This window comes from Streptomyces sp. NPDC030893, assembly GCF_055571535.1.
In genome coordinates, this window is sequence record NZ_JBVIFC010000004.1 from 500,756 (window position 1) to 516,531 (window position 15,776).

Annotated in this window: 15 protein-coding genes; 9 read left to right on the top strand and 6 right to left on the bottom strand. The window is 73.1% G+C overall.

Translation table 11 applies throughout. From position 1 onward, the window contains the following. The first annotated feature begins 232 nt into the window (after positions 1-232). Together ACZ434_RS12050 and ACZ434_RS12055 are read left to right on the top strand one after the other, a co-directional pair. Positions 233-1,111, top strand: coding sequence for a helix-turn-helix transcriptional regulator (locus tag ACZ434_RS12050; RefSeq protein ID WP_468454480.1), 879 nt, complete (start codon positions 233-235; stop codon positions 1,109-1,111). A gap of 48 nt (positions 1,112-1,159) precedes the next feature. Further along, positions 1,160-2,044, top strand: coding sequence for a helix-turn-helix transcriptional regulator (locus ACZ434_RS12055; RefSeq protein ID WP_468454482.1), 885 nt, complete (start codon positions 1,160-1,162; stop codon positions 2,042-2,044). Here ACZ434_RS12055 and ACZ434_RS12060 read toward each other — a convergent pair. Continuing rightward, on the bottom strand, positions 2,005-2,304 hold the full coding sequence (locus ACZ434_RS12060; RefSeq protein WP_468454484.1) for an Atu4866 domain-containing protein: 300 nt from the start codon (positions 2,302-2,304) through the stop codon (positions 2,005-2,007). The two genes, ACZ434_RS12055 and ACZ434_RS12060, sit on opposite strands and share 40 nt — an antisense overlap. Positions 2,305-2,534: 230 nt before the next feature. On the opposite strand from ACZ434_RS12060, the gene ACZ434_RS12065 reads away from it, so the two are divergent. From ACZ434_RS12065 to ACZ434_RS12085, 5 genes are all read left to right on the top strand, one after another. Next, positions 2,535-3,314, top strand: coding sequence for an Atu4866 domain-containing protein (locus tag ACZ434_RS12065; protein WP_468454486.1), 780 nt, complete (start codon positions 2,535-2,537; stop codon positions 3,312-3,314). 69 nt (positions 3,315-3,383) lie between these two features. Next, positions 3,384-4,778 carry an amidohydrolase family protein gene (locus tag ACZ434_RS12070; protein ID WP_468454488.1) on the top strand — a complete coding sequence of 465 codons (1,395 nt, stop codon included), beginning with the start codon at positions 3,384-3,386 and terminating at the stop codon, positions 4,776-4,778. 476 nt (positions 4,779-5,254) lie between these two features. Continuing rightward, a complete protein-coding gene (locus ACZ434_RS12075; protein ID WP_468454490.1) occupies positions 5,255-5,680 on the top strand; it encodes an OsmC family protein in 426 nt (141 codons plus the stop codon). A gap of 52 nt (positions 5,681-5,732) precedes the next feature. Continuing rightward, positions 5,733-6,200 (top strand): cupin domain-containing protein, encoded by a 468-nt coding sequence (locus tag ACZ434_RS12080; protein ID WP_468454492.1) that lies wholly within the window; start codon positions 5,733-5,735, stop codon positions 6,198-6,200. Between the two features lie 38 nt (positions 6,201-6,238). After that, complete coding sequence (locus ACZ434_RS12085; protein ID WP_468454494.1) at positions 6,239-6,574, top strand: beta/gamma crystallin domain-containing protein; 336 nt, start codon at positions 6,239-6,241, stop codon at positions 6,572-6,574. A 12-nt stretch (positions 6,575-6,586) separates the two neighbouring features. Here ACZ434_RS12085 and ACZ434_RS12090 read toward each other — a convergent pair whose 3' ends face one another. After that, positions 6,587-6,898, bottom strand: a complete 312-nt coding sequence (locus tag ACZ434_RS12090) for a hypothetical protein (RefSeq protein WP_468454496.1) — start codon at positions 6,896-6,898, stop codon at positions 6,587-6,589. Between the two features lie 105 nt (positions 6,899-7,003). Continuing rightward, complete coding sequence (locus tag ACZ434_RS12095; protein ID WP_468454498.1) at positions 7,004-9,157, bottom strand: AAA family ATPase; 2,154 nt, start codon at positions 9,155-9,157, stop codon at positions 7,004-7,006. 217 nt (positions 9,158-9,374) lie between these two features. On the opposite strand from ACZ434_RS12095, the gene ACZ434_RS12100 reads away from it, so the two are divergent. Further along, positions 9,375-10,799 carry a sensor histidine kinase gene (locus ACZ434_RS12100; RefSeq protein ID WP_468454500.1) on the top strand — a complete coding sequence of 475 codons (1,425 nt, stop codon included), beginning with the start codon at positions 9,375-9,377 and terminating at the stop codon, positions 10,797-10,799. A gap of 1 nt (position 10,800) precedes the next feature. Here the strand turns inward: ACZ434_RS12100 and ACZ434_RS12105 are convergent, their stop codons facing one another. The 3 genes from ACZ434_RS12105 to ACZ434_RS12115 form a co-directional block, all read right to left on the bottom strand. Beyond that, a complete protein-coding gene (locus ACZ434_RS12105) occupies positions 10,801-12,348 on the bottom strand; it encodes a hypothetical protein (RefSeq protein ID WP_468454502.1) in 1,548 nt (515 codons plus the stop codon). A gap of 51 nt (positions 12,349-12,399) precedes the next feature. Beyond that, a complete protein-coding gene (locus tag ACZ434_RS12110) occupies positions 12,400-13,083 on the bottom strand; it encodes a response regulator (RefSeq protein WP_468454504.1) in 684 nt (227 codons plus the stop codon). 245 nt (positions 13,084-13,328) lie between these two features. Further along, a complete protein-coding gene (locus ACZ434_RS12115; RefSeq protein ID WP_468454506.1) occupies positions 13,329-14,540 on the bottom strand; it encodes a PucR family transcriptional regulator in 1,212 nt (403 codons plus the stop codon). Positions 14,541-14,744: 204 nt separating this feature from the next. Here ACZ434_RS12115 and ACZ434_RS12120 point away from each other — a divergent pair, with 204 nt between their 5' ends. Beyond that, a complete protein-coding gene (locus ACZ434_RS12120; RefSeq protein WP_468454509.1) occupies positions 14,745-15,644 on the top strand; it encodes an SGNH/GDSL hydrolase family protein in 900 nt (299 codons plus the stop codon). Positions 15,645-15,776 lie beyond the last annotated feature (132 nt).

Here is a 15,776-nt window from a genome sequence, read left to right on the forward strand (position 1 = left end):
GCCGGGCGCCCCGACACGGATGCGCTGATGCCTTCCCGATGCGGCCCAGGTGTCAGGCGATATCACTTCAATGGCTCACGGGTGCGGGGGCCATGGCTGTGTGTCACCCCGAGCGCGCGCCCGCGCGGGAGGCTCCTCTCCAAGATCGCCGTTCCAGGGTGCGCTGTTCCCAGGGTGAGCGCACCCACCTTCACCCCTACGGCAGTGCGCCGCGTCGCTCTAGCCTCGACGTATGGACACAGAGAAGGCCGGCGTCGTCGATGACGGGCTGGGAGGTTTCCTTCGTGCGCGGCGGGCCCGCCTGCGCCCCGGCGACGTGGGGATTCCCGCCTCCGGCCGTCGCAGGGTGCCCGGTCTGCGGCGTGAGGAGGTCGCCGCCCTCGCGGGGGTGAGTACCGACTACTACACGCGTCTCGAACAGGGCCGCGAGCGGCATCCGTCGCGGCAGATCCTGGAGGCCGTGGGGCGGGCTCTGCGACTGGACGGTGACGCGATGGCCCACCTGCACCGCGTGGCCGGCCCGGCCAGCCGCCGGACACGCCGCGTGCCGCGCACCGAGCGGGTCGCCCCGCACCTGAGGCGCCTCCTCGACACCTGGCGGGACACGCCTGCGTTCGTCATGAGCCCCGTCCTGGACATCCTGGCCCGCAACCGGCTCGCGAGCGCTCTCTACGCCGACTTCACCCACCGCGACAACCTGCTGCGCATGACGTTCCTGGACCCGGTCGCGCGGCGGTTCCACCGGGACTGGGACCGCGCGGCCGAGTCGGCGGTGGCCACAGTGCGGCGGGCGGCCGGCGTCGATCCCGAGGATCCGCGCCTGAGCCAGGTCGTGGGCGAGCTGTCCCTGAAGAGTGCCGACTTCTCCACGCTGTGGGCGCGCCACGACGTGCGCGCCAAGACGCGGGAGGCGAAGCTCTTCCACCATGCTCAGGTCGGCGACCTCGAACTGCGCGTCGAGTCCTTCACCGTCAACAGTGCCCCCACGCAGCAACTCGTCGTCTACCAGGCCGAACCGGGCACGCCCTCCGCGGACGCGCTGTCCCTGCTCGGCTCGCTCAGCGCCGACGCGGTGGCCGAGGAACCGGCGGCCGGTGCCGCGTTCGACTGACATGCCGCCGCACGAGGGGCGGGCACGCCGCTCCGTTAGGTTGGAACAATGAGCGACACCACCCCCTTGGGAGAGTTCCTGAGAGCACGGCGCGAAGCCCTCAAGCCGCAGGACGTGGGCCTTCCGGCGCACGGGCGCAGGCGGGTGCCGGGGCTGCGCCGTGAGGAGGTCGCCATGCTCGCCGGGGTGAGCGCCGACTACTACATGCGCCTGGAGCAGGGTCGGGAGTCCAGCCCGTCCCCGCAGGTGATCGACGCGGTCGCCGCCGCCCTTCACCTCGGTGACGAGGCACACGACCATCTGCGCAGGCTCACCAGGGCACCCCAGGAGCGTCGCGCCGTGCCGGCCGGTCACGACGAGGTCCACCCCCAGCTCCTGCGGCTGATCGAGGGCTGGCCCGACACTCCCGCCTTCGTCCTGGGGCCGGCCCTGGACGTCCTGGCGCGCAACGCGCTCGCCGATGCCCTGCACAGCGGATTCCGACGGTTCGACAACCTCGCTCGCATGGTCTTCCTCGACCCGGCGGGGCGTACCTTCTACCGGGACTGGGACGAGTCCGCCGGGTCGTGCGTGGCCGAACTGCGTGCGGCCTTCGGACACGACCCCGGCTCCCCGCGGATCACCGAGGTCGTGGACACGCTGCGCGGGAGGAGTCCCGAGTTCGCCGCGCTGTGGGCCCGGCACGAGGTCAGGAGCAAGACGATGCGGGAGAAGTACCTGTCGCATCCGGAGGTGGGCGCTCTGGAGATCCAGTTCTCGGCCTTCACCGTCGGGGGAGCCCCGCACCAGCAGCTGGTCGTCTACCAGGCCGAGCCGGCGAGCGTCACCGCGGCCGCCTTCGCCGCGCTGCGGGCCGGTGCCGACGAAGAGCCGGCGGTGCGGGGCGGGGCCGGTCAGCCGTGCGACCCTGTGCCGTCCCGCCGGATGCGGTGATCGTCCTCGCGGTAGAGCACCAGGTGTTCGTGGAAGAGAACGCCGTCACGGATGTCCCCGGTGGCGGTGAAGCCGGTGTCGTCGACGTAGTCGATGTGGTCGCCGCTGACGGTGTAACGCCCGGTGTAGGCGCTGCGGCGCTGCCCGCGGGCCTCGTCGTAGCGGCCGTTCGGCAGTAGTTCCTGGCGGATGAAGCCGTCCTCGGTCACCCACATCCCGACGTACGGGTGCGGGTGGCGAGGCGTGTCGTTGCTGGTCATGACCTCACTCTCGGGCCCGCGACGGGAAGAGGCCAGGCCGCCGGGTCCCCAGGTGCGGGCTTCCTGGGTGCCGTGCACCCGGGTACGCGGCGGCCTGGTTCCGCCGGGTCGGCCCGACGAACCTGGTGGTCATGCAGCCGCCGCGACGGCCGAGCGGCTGCGATCCGCCTGCGACGAGGTCCGCTTCGTTCGCGGGGCGGACCCGATGAGCCGAACCCCTGAGGAAGACGATGACCATCAACGACACCCCCACCCCCACCCCCGCCCCCGCCGATGCCCTGAGCTGGCAGCCGGAAGCGCTCGACGACATCCTCTCGAACGACGGGGGCCGCCCCGTCCTGTTCACCAACGCACGGATCGTGACGATGGACCCGCTGATCGGGACCATGACCGGTGCCGACATCCTCTTCGTCGGTTCCCTGATCGTGGGCGTCGGCCCCGCCATCGTCACCGCGGCACAGGACGACAACGCCATCGTCGTCGACTGCACGGGCACGACCATCGTCCCGGCCGTCGTGGACACCGTCGCCCTGGCCGGTGGCCGCGGCCGGCGCTCGGAGCACGTCGCGACGCTGACGCCGGGCAACCGCACCGACTTCCTGGTGGTACCCGACGAACTCGCCGCCGATGTGCCGGGCGCGGTGGCGACCCTCATGTCCCGACCGGAGAAGGTCCGCGCACTGGTCGCGGCCGGCCGGCCCGTCCGGTGGGCGGGCACCGAGGTCCCCGGCGGGCCCACGGCCACCGAGACCGGCGTTCCCGCCGCTCCCGACCTGACCGGCAGCCCCCGGCTCGGCGTCTGGATCGACCGGGAGGACTTCCTGCACCAGGAACTCACCGCCGACGGCCGCTACGACGAGACACGCGGCGGCCGCCCCCACGCCTACCAGGGGCGGTTCTGGATCGACGGCGACCGCATCGACTACCTGGACGACCTCGGCTTCTGGGCCTACGGCGAGTTCAAGGGCGACGAGCTGCACCACGCGGGCTACGTCATGAAGCTGAACTGACCCGCCGGCCGGCCGGCCACGGCCGGGCCCACCCCCCTCCCCGACGTACGTACCGAAAGCAGCACTCCCATGACCAACACCAGCGGCACCGCCGCCGAGGCCCTCCTCGAACAGCTCCGCCGCCGCCCCGCGGACGAACGGCGCATCCTGTTCACCGGCGCGACCGTCGTCACCATGGACGCCGGCCTCGGTGTCCTGCACGACGCCGACCTGCTCGTCGAGGGCGACACCATCGCCGCCGTCGGCCCCGGTCTCGACCCCGGCGACGCCGTGGTCGTCGACGCGGCCGGCACCGTCCTGACCCCCGGCTTCGTCGACACCCACCGGCACGCCTGGGAGGCCCAGCTGCGCCGGATCATGCCGGACGTCGACGACCTCGGCGCCTACGTCATGTCGACCCTGGCCGGCTACGCCACGGTCTACCGGCCCGAGGACATGTACACCGGCACCAAGCTGGCCGCCCTCACCGCGATCGACAGCGGCATCACGACCATGCTCGACTTCTCCCACAACTCCCGCACCCCCGAACACTCCGACGCCGCCGTCGAGGCCCTCCGCGACACCGGCATCCGCGGCGTGCACGCCTCCATGGGCCCGCACTTCGGCGACTGGGACAGGCAGTGGCCCGGCGACCTGAAGCGCCTCAGGGAGACGTACTTCACCGGCGACGACCACCTGCTGACCCTGCGTCTGGCGACGCTCGCCACCGACGAGATCGCCGGCCCGGCACTCGCCTACGGCCCCGAACTCGCCCGCGTCGCCAAGGATCTGGGCATCGGGGTGAGCGTGGACGCGGTCTTCGGCACGGCCTCCTCCGAGGCGGTCCTGAACTGGGCGAGGGACGGCATCCTCGGCAGTGACGTCACCCTCATCCATGCCACCGGACTGACGTCCGCGGCATGGAAGGCGATGGGGGAGAGCGGCACCACCGTGGCCCTCGCCCCCACCTCCGACGCACAGATCGGCCTGGAGACCGCCATCCCCGCCGTCGACGAGGCCCTGTCCGTCGGCATCCGCCCCGGGCTGAGCATCGACGTCGAAGTCGCCCTGGCCAGCGACATGTTCACCCAGATGCGGGCCCTGCACGCCATCCAGCGGATGCGCGCGGTCAACGCCGCCTACGGCACCGATGGGCAGCCCGCGCGCATCACCACCCACGACGTGCTCGACTTCGCCACCCTCCAGGGCGCCCGCACCAACGGCCTGGACGGCGTCACCGGTTCACTCACCCCGGGCAAGAAGGCCGACCTGCTGGTCATCCAGGCCGAGGACCTCAACAACATGCCGCTCAACGACCCCATCGGCACCGTCGTGCTGGGCTCCGACGCCCGCAACATCAGCGCCGTCCTGGTCAACGGTGAGGTGCGCAAGTGGAACGGTCACGTCCTCGACGTCGACCTGCCGGCCCTGCGCCGCGAAGTCCACGCCTCGCGTGAGCACGTGCTGAACACTCCCGCAGCCTGAGCATCCCCGCGCCCCGGCCCCGGCGGAGAAGATCACGAAACCCGCACGGGTCGATTCCTGGTCCCGCCGCGCCGAACCGTGCCGGCGGGACACGGGCTTCGTGGACGGGTGGGACGGCGCATCGTTCCCTGCCACGGATCGACAAGTTGCAGCAAAGCGATCACGGAAGCAACTTCGTGATCGCTTGGGCCGCATCCTCCTCATACGTCGCCCCGAGTTGTCGCGGTATGGCCATCCGCTCACGTATTCGCGAAAGTGAACATCCGTCAGTCGTCGAGGCGGCCCGGCGTTTCCCGGGGCGCGGCATCGGGCTGCCGGCGGTGCGCCCGAGCCCCCTGCGTCCGATTCACCACAAACAGAACATCCGGTGCCATGTCGTCGCCCGGCCGTCTCACCGCTGCGCCGCGACGCCGTGTGCTCGGATATGTCCCGCGGCCCCCGACCAGGGGCTCACCACAGAAGGAAAGGACCCAACCGTGCCCACCACCCGTTCCGCACACACCGTCTGGGAAGGCAATCTGCTGGAGGGCAAGGGCGTCGTCACCTTCGACTCCTCCGGCATCGGCGAGCAGCCGGTGTCGTGGCCGTCGCGCGCCGAGCAGGCGAACGGCACGACGAGCCCGGAGGAGCTGATCGCGGCGGCCCACTCCAGCTGCTTCTCCATGGCGCTGTCGAACGGACTCACCGAGGCGGGCACCCCGCCCACCCGGCTCGTCACCTCCGCCGACGTGACCTTCCAGCCGGGGGTCGGCATCACCGGTATCCACCTCACCACCGAGGGCACCGTCCCCGGCCTCGACAACGACGCCTTCGTCGCCGCCGCCGAGGACGCCAAGGCCAACTGCCCCGTCAGCCAGGCGCTGACCGGCACGACCGTCACCCTGTCGGCCAAGCTCGCCTGACCGGGGACCGGAACCAGGCGGAACGCCGTCCACCGACAAGAAAGTACGATTCATGTCCTTGCCCCCGCTGCACATACCGCCGGACGGCGGATCCCCGGTGTTCCTCGTCGGGGACACCTACACCACCCTGCTCAGCGCCGCTGACACGGGCGGTGAGCTGTCCCTGGCCGAGGCCATCGTTCCGGCCGACGCCGGCCCCCCGCCGCACACGCACCACGGCGAGTCCGAGACGTTCGTCCTCCTGGACGGAACCCTCCGTGTGACCGCCGGTGACGAGGAGTTCGACGTCGAGCCCGGCGGGGTCGTGTACGTCCCCAAGGGGGTTCGGCACTCCTTCAAGAACACCAGCCCGGGCCACCCGGCCCGCATGTACTTCCTCTATGTGCCCGGCGGCATGGACGGCATGTTCCAGGAGATCGGCCGCCCCGGCGTCCGGGGCCGGGTCGGCCCTCCCCCCGACCCCGCAGACGTCGTCGCCATGGGAAACGTCGCCGAGAAGTACGGCTACACCCTCGGCTGAAGCCACATGCTGTTCCACCCCTACGAAGGAGACTCGTCATGAAGCGTGTCACTCAGCGAATGACGCTGGTCATGGCTGCCGCCGGAGCCCTGGCAGTCCTCATGCCCGCATCCCCCGCCGCCGCGATGAACAGGGCCGACTGCGGCAACCGGAACGATTTCGTGAAGGTCTGGTACGACGGCGGCAAGAACACCGTCTGCTTCGCCAACGCGGGTGTCCAGGACATGAACCTGCCCAACGCGGTCAAGGTCTCGTCCGGCAACAACCGCGTCCGCTTCGTCGTGGGCGGGGACATCTACACGTTGGCCAAGTGGTCGGCCAAGGTGGATGTCGAGAACCAGAACAAGACGCTTACCCGTCTGCGGATCTTCTGATCCACCCCACGCTCACGCGTTGAAGTCCTGGCCGTAGGTGTGGCGGTCGGTGCGTGTGCCGTCCGAGGACCTGAGCAGCCGGAGGACCGACGCGAGGACCGCGGTGATCAGAAGAGCGACACTGATCAGGAAGGTCCACTCGGCCCACACACCGCCGGCCCCTGCCGCATCGAGTGCCGAGAACAGCCCCGCGCCCACGGGGTAGGAGACCCCGCAGACGATGACGAGGGGCCAGAAGGTCAGCACCTTGAGGGGCTTGACCCATGCGGTGAGGGCGAGGGCGACGACGGCGGTCAGTGCGACGAGGACATGTATGCGTTCCATGGGCCGATCCTTTCGCGCGGAATCCGCCGCGATGTCGGCCACCAGGAGGAATCCCGCCTAGTCCGCGAAGCCTAGGGCCCGTCGCCGAGCCCGTTCTCCGACCGCTCACGGTGTACCCGTCCGGCGCGCGCCGGACGGGTACAGCTCCTCGTGCCACAGACGGACCGAGACGCGCGCGACCGCGGTCCTGAGATGACGGCGGTAGGTGCTCAGTGACACGCCCAGTCGATCGGCCGCCGCCTTGTGAGGGGCCGTCCCTTCGACGAACGCGGCCACCGCCGCCCGGTGCGGTCCGTGCCCGCCCCGCTCCTCGGCCAGCCGGTCCACGGTCCGCAGGAGCACCGCCGCCAGGTCCCCGTTCCCCGCGGCGACCACCCGGCTGTGCCGCAACGGATTCAGCGCGAGTTCCGACGGCCGCCGCAGCGCCCGCAGCCCCGCGGCCACCGCGTCGGCGAACTCCCGCTCGGACAGGACCCCCGTCGCTGTCCGCGCCTCGTCCGCGCGGACGAGGCCGGCACCGTCCACGGGATCGCCGGGCTCGCGGCCGTCACCCTCGCCGGACACGGAGTGCAGCAGCCCCCGCAGCCAGGCCGAAGCGGGGAAGACCCGCGTGTCGCGGGCGAACAGACGCTGGGGGACGCCGCCGGCGTCCCAGCGGTGCTCCGTGGGAAGCAGCCCGTGCCGGCGCAGCGACCCGTCCCAGACCCCGTCGTCCGGGAGCACGAAGAACACCCAGGCCGGTCCGCCGTCCCGCACGGTCTCCGCGACGAGCCCCCGCAGCGCCGGCACCACGGCCGACGAGGCGTCCCGCTTCTCGTGCGGGCCGGCGTGGAAGCGGGCCACCGAGATCCGCTCGCCCGCCCGCAGCGGCCCGTGCCGCCGGACGTGGTCCCAGACGGCGGCGACCACCGGATCCGCCGCCTCCCCTTCGTACGCCGTCAGCCGCAGCCAGGCCGAACAGGCTTCCGGGGAGCCGTACGGGAACGGCCGCCGGACCCGGAACGCCTCCGGCCGGTGATGCAGCCAGAACCGTGCGACCTCCGCGGACTCCGGTCCCTCGCGGTCCTCGATCAGGCCGAGCACGGTGGCCCGGTCCACGGTCCCGCACGCCTCGTCCTCGTGGCCGCCCGGCGCGATCCGCTCGTGCGCGGGCGGCGGCACCGCGATGCCCCGGTACAGGCGGTGCAGGGCTCCCGCGGCATCCGAGGCGCGGTCGGGAGGGACCGTGCGTATCCGCTCCACCAGGTGATGGTGCAGGCGCTCGTGCAGGGCGGCGAATCCCTCCGGGTCGTTCCAGCGGGCGTCCTGCTCGACCGTGTTCCGTACCACCTCGTCCAGCAGCAGGCCGCACCCGACGGCCGTCACCCAGGGTTGCGCGCGCAGCCATGCGAACGACCGGGCCGCCGCGCCGCCGTCGAGTTCGGCGCGCAACAGCTCCTCCGTGACGGCACCGGCCAGGGCGGCCACCCTCAGAGCCCGCCGGTGCTGCTCGGTGGGAAGACCACCGACGAGACGGTGGTACAGGACCGCGGTCAGCCGTCGGGAGACGCCCCCGTCCAGGGACCACCGTGCTTCCCCACCGGTGCGGGCGGCGGCCGCGACCAGGGACAGGGCCAGCGGATGGCCGCCCGCGAACTCCCGCACGGGGGCGCGCAGGGGAGGCGGCACGTCCTGGTCGCGAAGGACCGTGGCGGCCTCCTCCGCGTTCAGCGCGGGCAGCCTCATGGTCCGGGCGCACGCCGCCCAGCCGGGATCGGTGGTCCAGCCGGGCTGCGGCGGGGTCCTCGACGCCATGACCACGACCGCGTCCCTCGGCACGTCGGGCAGGAAGCCGTCACGCAGCCACTCCTCAAGGCCGGTGCACCGCTCCAGGGAGTCGACCAACAGGACCGGCGCGGGAGCGTCGAGCACCTCACGGAACACGCCCCGGCGACCGTGGGCGTCCGCCGGTGTCCGCGCACCGTCCACCCGCACCACCGTCCGGCCGGCGGCGGTCGCGTCCAGCGACAGGCGGTGCAGCAGGGCGGACTTCCCGATACCGCCGGGCCCGTGCACGAAGAGGACGGGAGGTGCTTCGGCCTCTCCCGCCAGCGCCGCCCGGAACGCCTCCCGCTCGGCCGCCCTGCCGACGAAGGCCCGGGCGCGCGCGGCGGCCACCCGGTCGCCGAGCAGACCGCCACCGAGGAAGCCGGCAGGGCCTTCGGCGTCGCGGCCGCTCACCGGGCCGGCTCGGGTGGGAACTGGGTCCCGGAGACTCACCGGAACTCCTTCGGGCAGGGATCGGTCGACCCCTCCAGTCCAACGCCCCGTACGGTCCGCGAGCTCCGCCTCCGAGGTGAACCGGCGGATCGGCCGACCGGACGAGTACGCGCCCCTGCTCGTCTTCGGGAACGAGCACGTCCCGGCGGGCCGGTGACCCGGCGGATCGCCGTCCCGGCCGATCGTCGCCGCGGCACGCGGTCTAGCGTGGACCGCCATGCACGCACTGGACTCGTGGCCGCGCCGCCGTCTGCCCCCCGCCCTGACCGACCTGGTCCTGGGCGTCCTCCTGACCGGCTGGTGCCTGGCCCTGCCCTCCCTGGTCCCGGCGACCGAAGACCTGCACGACGCGCCGGGCGGCTGGTGGGTCGCACTCATCCTGGCCTGCGGCGCGCCCCTCACCGTCCACCACCGGTTTCCGCTGGCGAGCCTGGTGACGGTCGCGGTCGCCTGCGGCGTCCTCCAGGGGCTGCGCTACGTCCCCCACCTGGTGGGCCCGCAGGGGACCGCGATCAGCCCCACCTACCTGAGCGCCGCGACGGCCCTGTTCCTGACGGCCGTGCGCACCGGTCACCGCACCACCGCTCTGGTGGCGCTGCTGCACATCCCGGCGATGTCCGTCACGGAAGCCGTCCTGGCGCCCGCCGGCCACCGGTTCGCGGCGGGCACGACCGAGGCGGTACTGATGGCCGCGGCCTGGTCGCTGGGCCGGCTGGTACGCACCCGCACCGCGATGCAGGACCAGGCACTGGAGCGCGCCAGGGCCCTGGAGGGCGAACAGCTCGCCAACGCCCGTACCGCCGTCATGGAGGAACGCGCGCGCATCGCCCGGGAACTGCACGACATCGTCGCCCACAACGTCAGCCTCATGGTCGTGCAGACCATCGCCGCCGACCGGGTCCAGGCCCGCGACCCGGAGAAGGCGCACGAACTGCACCGCACCATCGAGGAGACCGGCCGTGCCACCGTCACCGAGCTACGGCAACTGCTGGACGTGCTCCGCACCGACGACGAGGACGACACCGACCCCAGCAAGCAGCCGCCGCAGCCCACCATCGACGCCATCCCGGCGCTGCTGGAGTCGGTGCGTGCGGCCGGTCTCCAGGTCCGCTGCACCGTCAGCGGGGAGCCGGCCGCACTGTCGGCCGGCTCGCAACTGGCGGTCTACCGCATCGTGCAGGAGGCCCTCACCAACACGCTCAAGCACGCGGGCCGCACCCGCACCGCGGTCACGCTGGCGTGGGAGCACGACCGGCACCGGCTGTCCCTGAGGATCTGCGACGCGGGCCCCTGCGGGCGAGCCGCGCCCGCGCCGGCCCCCGCCGCCGACCGGGGGACGGGGCACGGGCTGGTCGGCATCCGGGAGCGGGTCGCGGCCATGGGCGGCACACTGCACACCGGCCACCGTCCCGGTGGCGGCTACTGCGTGCACGCGGCCCTTCCCCTTCCGTCCGTGTACGGACCGCCGCCACCGGACGACCGGCGCTCCCGCGACCTCGCCGAGCCCGTTCGGCACGACGACGGCGCCGGTTCCCACGACGACGGGGCCGGTGCCCACGACCGTGGGGACGATCCCCACGACCGCGGGGACGATCCCCACGACTGCGGGGCCCGGGCCGTCCTCGCCCTCCCGGTCCCCTGAGTCAACGCCGCGGCCGGTCCCCGGGTGACAACAGCGGGGTTCCGGACAGTTCGTGCTCCCACATGATCCGCGTGATCCGTCGTGTCGCCCACGTCAGGTGGCGGCGGTAGGTGCTGAGGGGAAGGCCCAGGCGCCGAGCGGCGGCGGCCTGCGTCGAGGCCCCTTCGACGTAGGCGGCGGTCGCCGCACGGAAGCCCTTGTCACCACCGCGTTCGAGCGGCAGTCCGCCGATCGCGTTGGTGACCACCTCCCTGAGCCCCCTGCCGTGCGCCAGGACGAGACGACTGCGCCGGAGCGGGTTGAGCGCCAACTCGCGCGGCCGGCGCAGGGCCCGCAGGGCGGCGAGCACGGCGGCGGCGAACTCCTCCTCGTCCAGCACCAGGACATCCGCCGCCGTGAACGGGTCCCGCTCGGAGCGGGCCGGACCGGCAGCGGCACCGGTGAGTGGGGGAGCGCTCTCCGCGCCCCCGAACACCGCGGGCAGGGCACGCCGGTCGCAGGCGAAGAGACGGTGAGGGTGGCCGTCGACGGTCACCGTGCCGGCCGTCGGCTCCATGGCGTGGTGGCGCAGATGGGAGTCCCAGAAGCCGTCGTCGCGCACGACGGCGAACGCCCAGGCCAGTTCGTCGTTACGGATGATCTCCCCCACCATGCGCCCGAGGGACGCGTCCATGACGGGGGAGGGGCGGTGGTGGCCGTACTCGCCGACGTGGAACCGCGCCAGCGCGATGTGCTCGCCGTCCCGCACCGGCCCGTGCTTCCTGGTGTGCGCCCAGGCGGCGGCGACGACCGGGTCCTCCGCCTCACCGTCGAAGGGCGTGAGCTCCAGCCACGCCGAACACCCGACGAACCCCTCACCGGGGACGAGACGTTGCAGACGGAAGCTCTCGGGCTGCTCGCGCAGCCAGTGCGCGGCCATGCGCGCCGACTCCGGTCCCTCCTGGCGGCGTATCCGGCGGATCACCGCCTCCTCGTGCCCCACCGCGCGGGGCAGCAGCTCCTCCATACGGCCGCCCGACGGCCGGCCGTGCCCCTCGGCCAGAAAGCGCCCGGAGCGGTGGAGGAACCGCAGGTCCCCCACGGTCTCCAGGACGCGCGAGGCGGGCGCGTGCCTCGTCCGTTCGACCAGGTGACCCCGGATCCTCCGGTGCAGTTCCGCGAATCCGGCCGGATCACGCCAGTACAGATCGGCCTTCAACGCCTCGCGTACGACGCCGTGGGGGAACACGCCGGGACGGGTGGTCTCGACGAACGGCAGGTCGCGCAGCCAGACGAAGAGATGCTCGCCCTGGTCGCCGAGGACCGCCCGCAACAGCTCCACCGAGGTGACACGGGCCTGGGCGCACACGTCCAGGGCCGCCTGGTGAGCCTCGTCGGGCGGGGTACCGACGAGCCGGCGCAGCAGAGCGGCGACGGCGTCCCGGCCCAGCGGGGGGTCCGCGGCACCGCCCCCGGTCTCCGCGCGCACCGCCGCCTCCGCGGCCAGGGCGAGAGCCAGGGGATGCCCTCCGGTGAATTCCAGCAGGGCGTCGTGCAGATGAGGGGGCACGCCTCGCTGCACACGGGTGTGCGCGACGCGCTGCCCGTTCGCGGGTGACCGTCAGCCCGGGGCGCGGGCGTGCCCGTCCGGTGCGACCAGGCCGGCGTCGTAGGCCAGGATCACCGCCTGCACCCGGTCGCGCAGGTGGTACTTCTCCAGGATGTGGGCGATGTGCGTCCTGACCGTGTTCCTGCTGACGTCCAGCTCCTGGGCGATCTCCTCGTTGGACAGCCCCCGGCTCAGCGCGCGCAGCACGTCGACCTCACGGGCCGTGAGATGGTCCAGCCGCCTGGGCGCTGAGGCGGCGGCCGGCTGGGGCAGGCGGGCGAAGCGGTCCAGCATCCGCCGAGTGACGCTCGGGGAGAGGACGGCATCACCGGCGGCCACCATCCGTACCGCCTCCACCAGGGACTGAGCCGGTCCGTCCTTGAGCAGGAAGCCGACGGCCCCGGCCCGCAGGGCGTCCAGGACATGCCGGTCCAGGTCGAACGTGGTCAGCATCACGACCTGGGAGTCCGCCCCGGACTCCACGATGCGCCGGGTGGCCTCGACCCCGTCCGTGCCGGGCATGCGGACGTCCATCAGAACGACGTCCGGGCGCAGGGCGAGGACCTGCTCGACAGCGGAGTCGCCGTCGGACGCCTCGCCCACGACGGAGATGTCCGGTTCGCATTCGAGGATGAGGCGGAAACCGGTGCGGATCATCTGCTGATCGTCGACCAGCAGAACGCGGACGGACTCCATGGGTAAGGCTTCCTTCGTGCGGTGCACCGGTGGCCGGTGCGGGTGAAACGGGGATGGCCGGCTGCCTCTCCGAGCGGTACGCCGGGTAGGAGGAGCCGTTCCGCCTCTCGATGACGGCAGATCACGATATCCGCACGGGTCGTCCCGGGACGCGCCGCGCCGGTCCGCGTCAGCGGAACGCGGCCGGCACGGACGGGTGGGACGGCACACGGTTCCCGGCGACGGCCCGCCGTCCGGCCGGGGAGTCAGCCGTCCGGGCGCAGCGACCGGCGTGCGACGAGGGCCGCGCCCAGGTGCTGGAGGTCCAGGGGGCGGGTGGGGGACAGGCCCGTGAGGGTGGTGATGCGGCGCAGTCGGTAGTCGACCGTGTTGGGGTGGATGTGGAGCGCCGCGGCGGTGGCGCGGCGGTCCAGTTCGCGGGCGAGATGGGTCTCCAGGGTCCGCAGGAGTTCCGGTTTGCCCTCCAGGGGCCGCAGCAGGGAGGCCAGGCCGTGCAGGGCCTCGCCGGGGCGGCTCAGCTGGTAGTCCAGGAGGACGTCGGCCAGCCGGTAGAGGCCGGGCGGCCGGCCGGAGCGGCGTACGAGGGCGACGACCTCGGCGGTACGGGCGACGGCCGCCGGTATCCCGGGCGGTTCGGCCGTCTCGGCCGCGGCGGTCACCGGCACGCCGGCGGCGTCCGCGGTACGGGCCACGAGCCCGGTGAGCTCCGGCCAGGGCGGGGGCGCGGCGGCGGGGAGCAGGACGGTGCCGCCGTCCGGGCCGAGGGCGGTCAGGGGTGGCTCGCCGCCGTGGGCGTCGAGGGCCGAGCGGACGCGGCGGAGCTTGCGCCGGGCCGCGATCCGGGCGCCGGGGCCGTCGCCGGTCTCGTCGGGGTGCGGCGCGAGGGCGAGGGTCAGGGCGACGTAGCGTTCGCTGCCGCCCTCGGCCGCGTCTCCGGCGAGCAGGGCCGTCATCAGGGCGTGGCGGCCGCGGTGTTCTTCGCTGTCCAGGGCTCGGCGGGCCTCCAGGTAGCCGGCGCTGACGGCCGAGGTGACGTACTGCTGGAGCGTCAGTACGTGGGTCACGATCCGGGTCACGTCGGGGAGTTCGGCGGGGCGGGCGCCGGCGGACAGGTCCTGCCAGCACATGGTCGTGCCCAGGTGGTAGGCGGACAGGATGGCGTCCAGCGGTACGCCCTCCTCGGCGCGCTGGCCGGCGGAGTCCCGCTGCCGCGCGAGTTCGGTCTCGCCGGGCGGGCGCCGGTGTTCCAGGGAATCGGCGAGCATCCGCAGGTTGTGCTGGACGATGTCGGCGATGTCGCCGGTCAGCGCCTCGCCGGGCAGCTCGGCGTAGGCGGGGAGTTCGGCGCGCAGCCGGGCGACGATACGGCGGGTCAGGGCGGGTGCGGCGGCGCGTAGCCGGGCGGCGGCGGGGCGGCCGGCGATGCGGAGGTGCGGACCGGAGTTGTCACGTGTCACAAAGGCCCCCGTCGAAGTCTGCGTTACCGCCCAGTTAAGCAGGGGCCCGCGGGGCTGCAAGATGACCGGCGGCACGTTCCGCTCCACCTCCGACTCCATCGCGGATCCGCACCCGTCGTCCGGGATGCGTATCCGCGCCGTTCCTCCTGTACCGCGCGTCGCACAGCTTGCCGCCTTGCCGTCCTCGGGACTTCGGGAGCCGCAGTGAACAGGTCGTACCGCAAGGGAATCGCCCGTCTGGTCAGATGCGCGCTCGGCGCCGGTCTGGTGGCCGGGCTGCTGGCGGGCGCGCCCGCCGCCACCGCCGCCGGGTCCGCGTCGGGGGAGGTGTATGTGGCCCTCGGTGACTCGATGGCCTCCGGTCCGCTGGTTCCGTGGCCCACCGGGCCGCTGGCCTGCGGCCGGTCCACGCAGAACTATCCGCACGAGCTGGCGGACCGTCTGGACGTCGCCGAGTTCCGCGACGTGACGTGCAGTGGCGCGAAGACGGACCACATGACGCGGCCTCAGGGGCTGTCCCTGCTGGACCAGGACATGGGCGAGGCACCGCCGCAGTTCGACGCGCTCAGCGAGGACACCACCCTGGTCACGCTCACCATCGGCGGCAACGACGCGGGCCTGGTCGGCATCGCCGAGGACTGCATGCAGCTGAATCCGCTCGCCGAGCCCTGCAAGACGGGCCTCACCGAGGGCGGTGTGGACCGGGTCGCGGAGCGCGTGGACTCCGCCGCACCGAAGGTGGCGGCCGTACTCGACGGCATCCGCGCGAAGGCGCCGGACGCCCGGGTGATCGTGGCGGGGTACGGGCTCTACATCAAGCCGGGCGGCTGCTGGCCGGTGCAGCCGGTGCTCGGTGTGGACGCCGACTACCTCCAGGGGGCGGTGGACCGGCTGAACGGGATCCTGGCCGAGCAGGCCGCGGCCCACGGCGCCGAGTACGTCGATCTGCGCACGCCCAGCGTGGGCCACGACGCCTGCCAGGCGCCGAGCCGCCGCTGGATCGAGGGCTATGTGCCCACCTCGCTCGCGGCGCCGCTGCACCCCAACGCCGCCGGTGAGGCCGCGTACGCGCGGCTGATCGGCGATCACATCACGGGCGCCTGACGGACGCCGTACCTGACGGGCCGGCCGCGCTGCCGGCCGGGGGGGGGGGGGGGGGGGGGGCCGGGGGGGGGGGGGGGGGGGTGTGGGGGGGGGGGGGTACCGGCCCGAAGCCGGGGTCCACTCGCCTCTTCC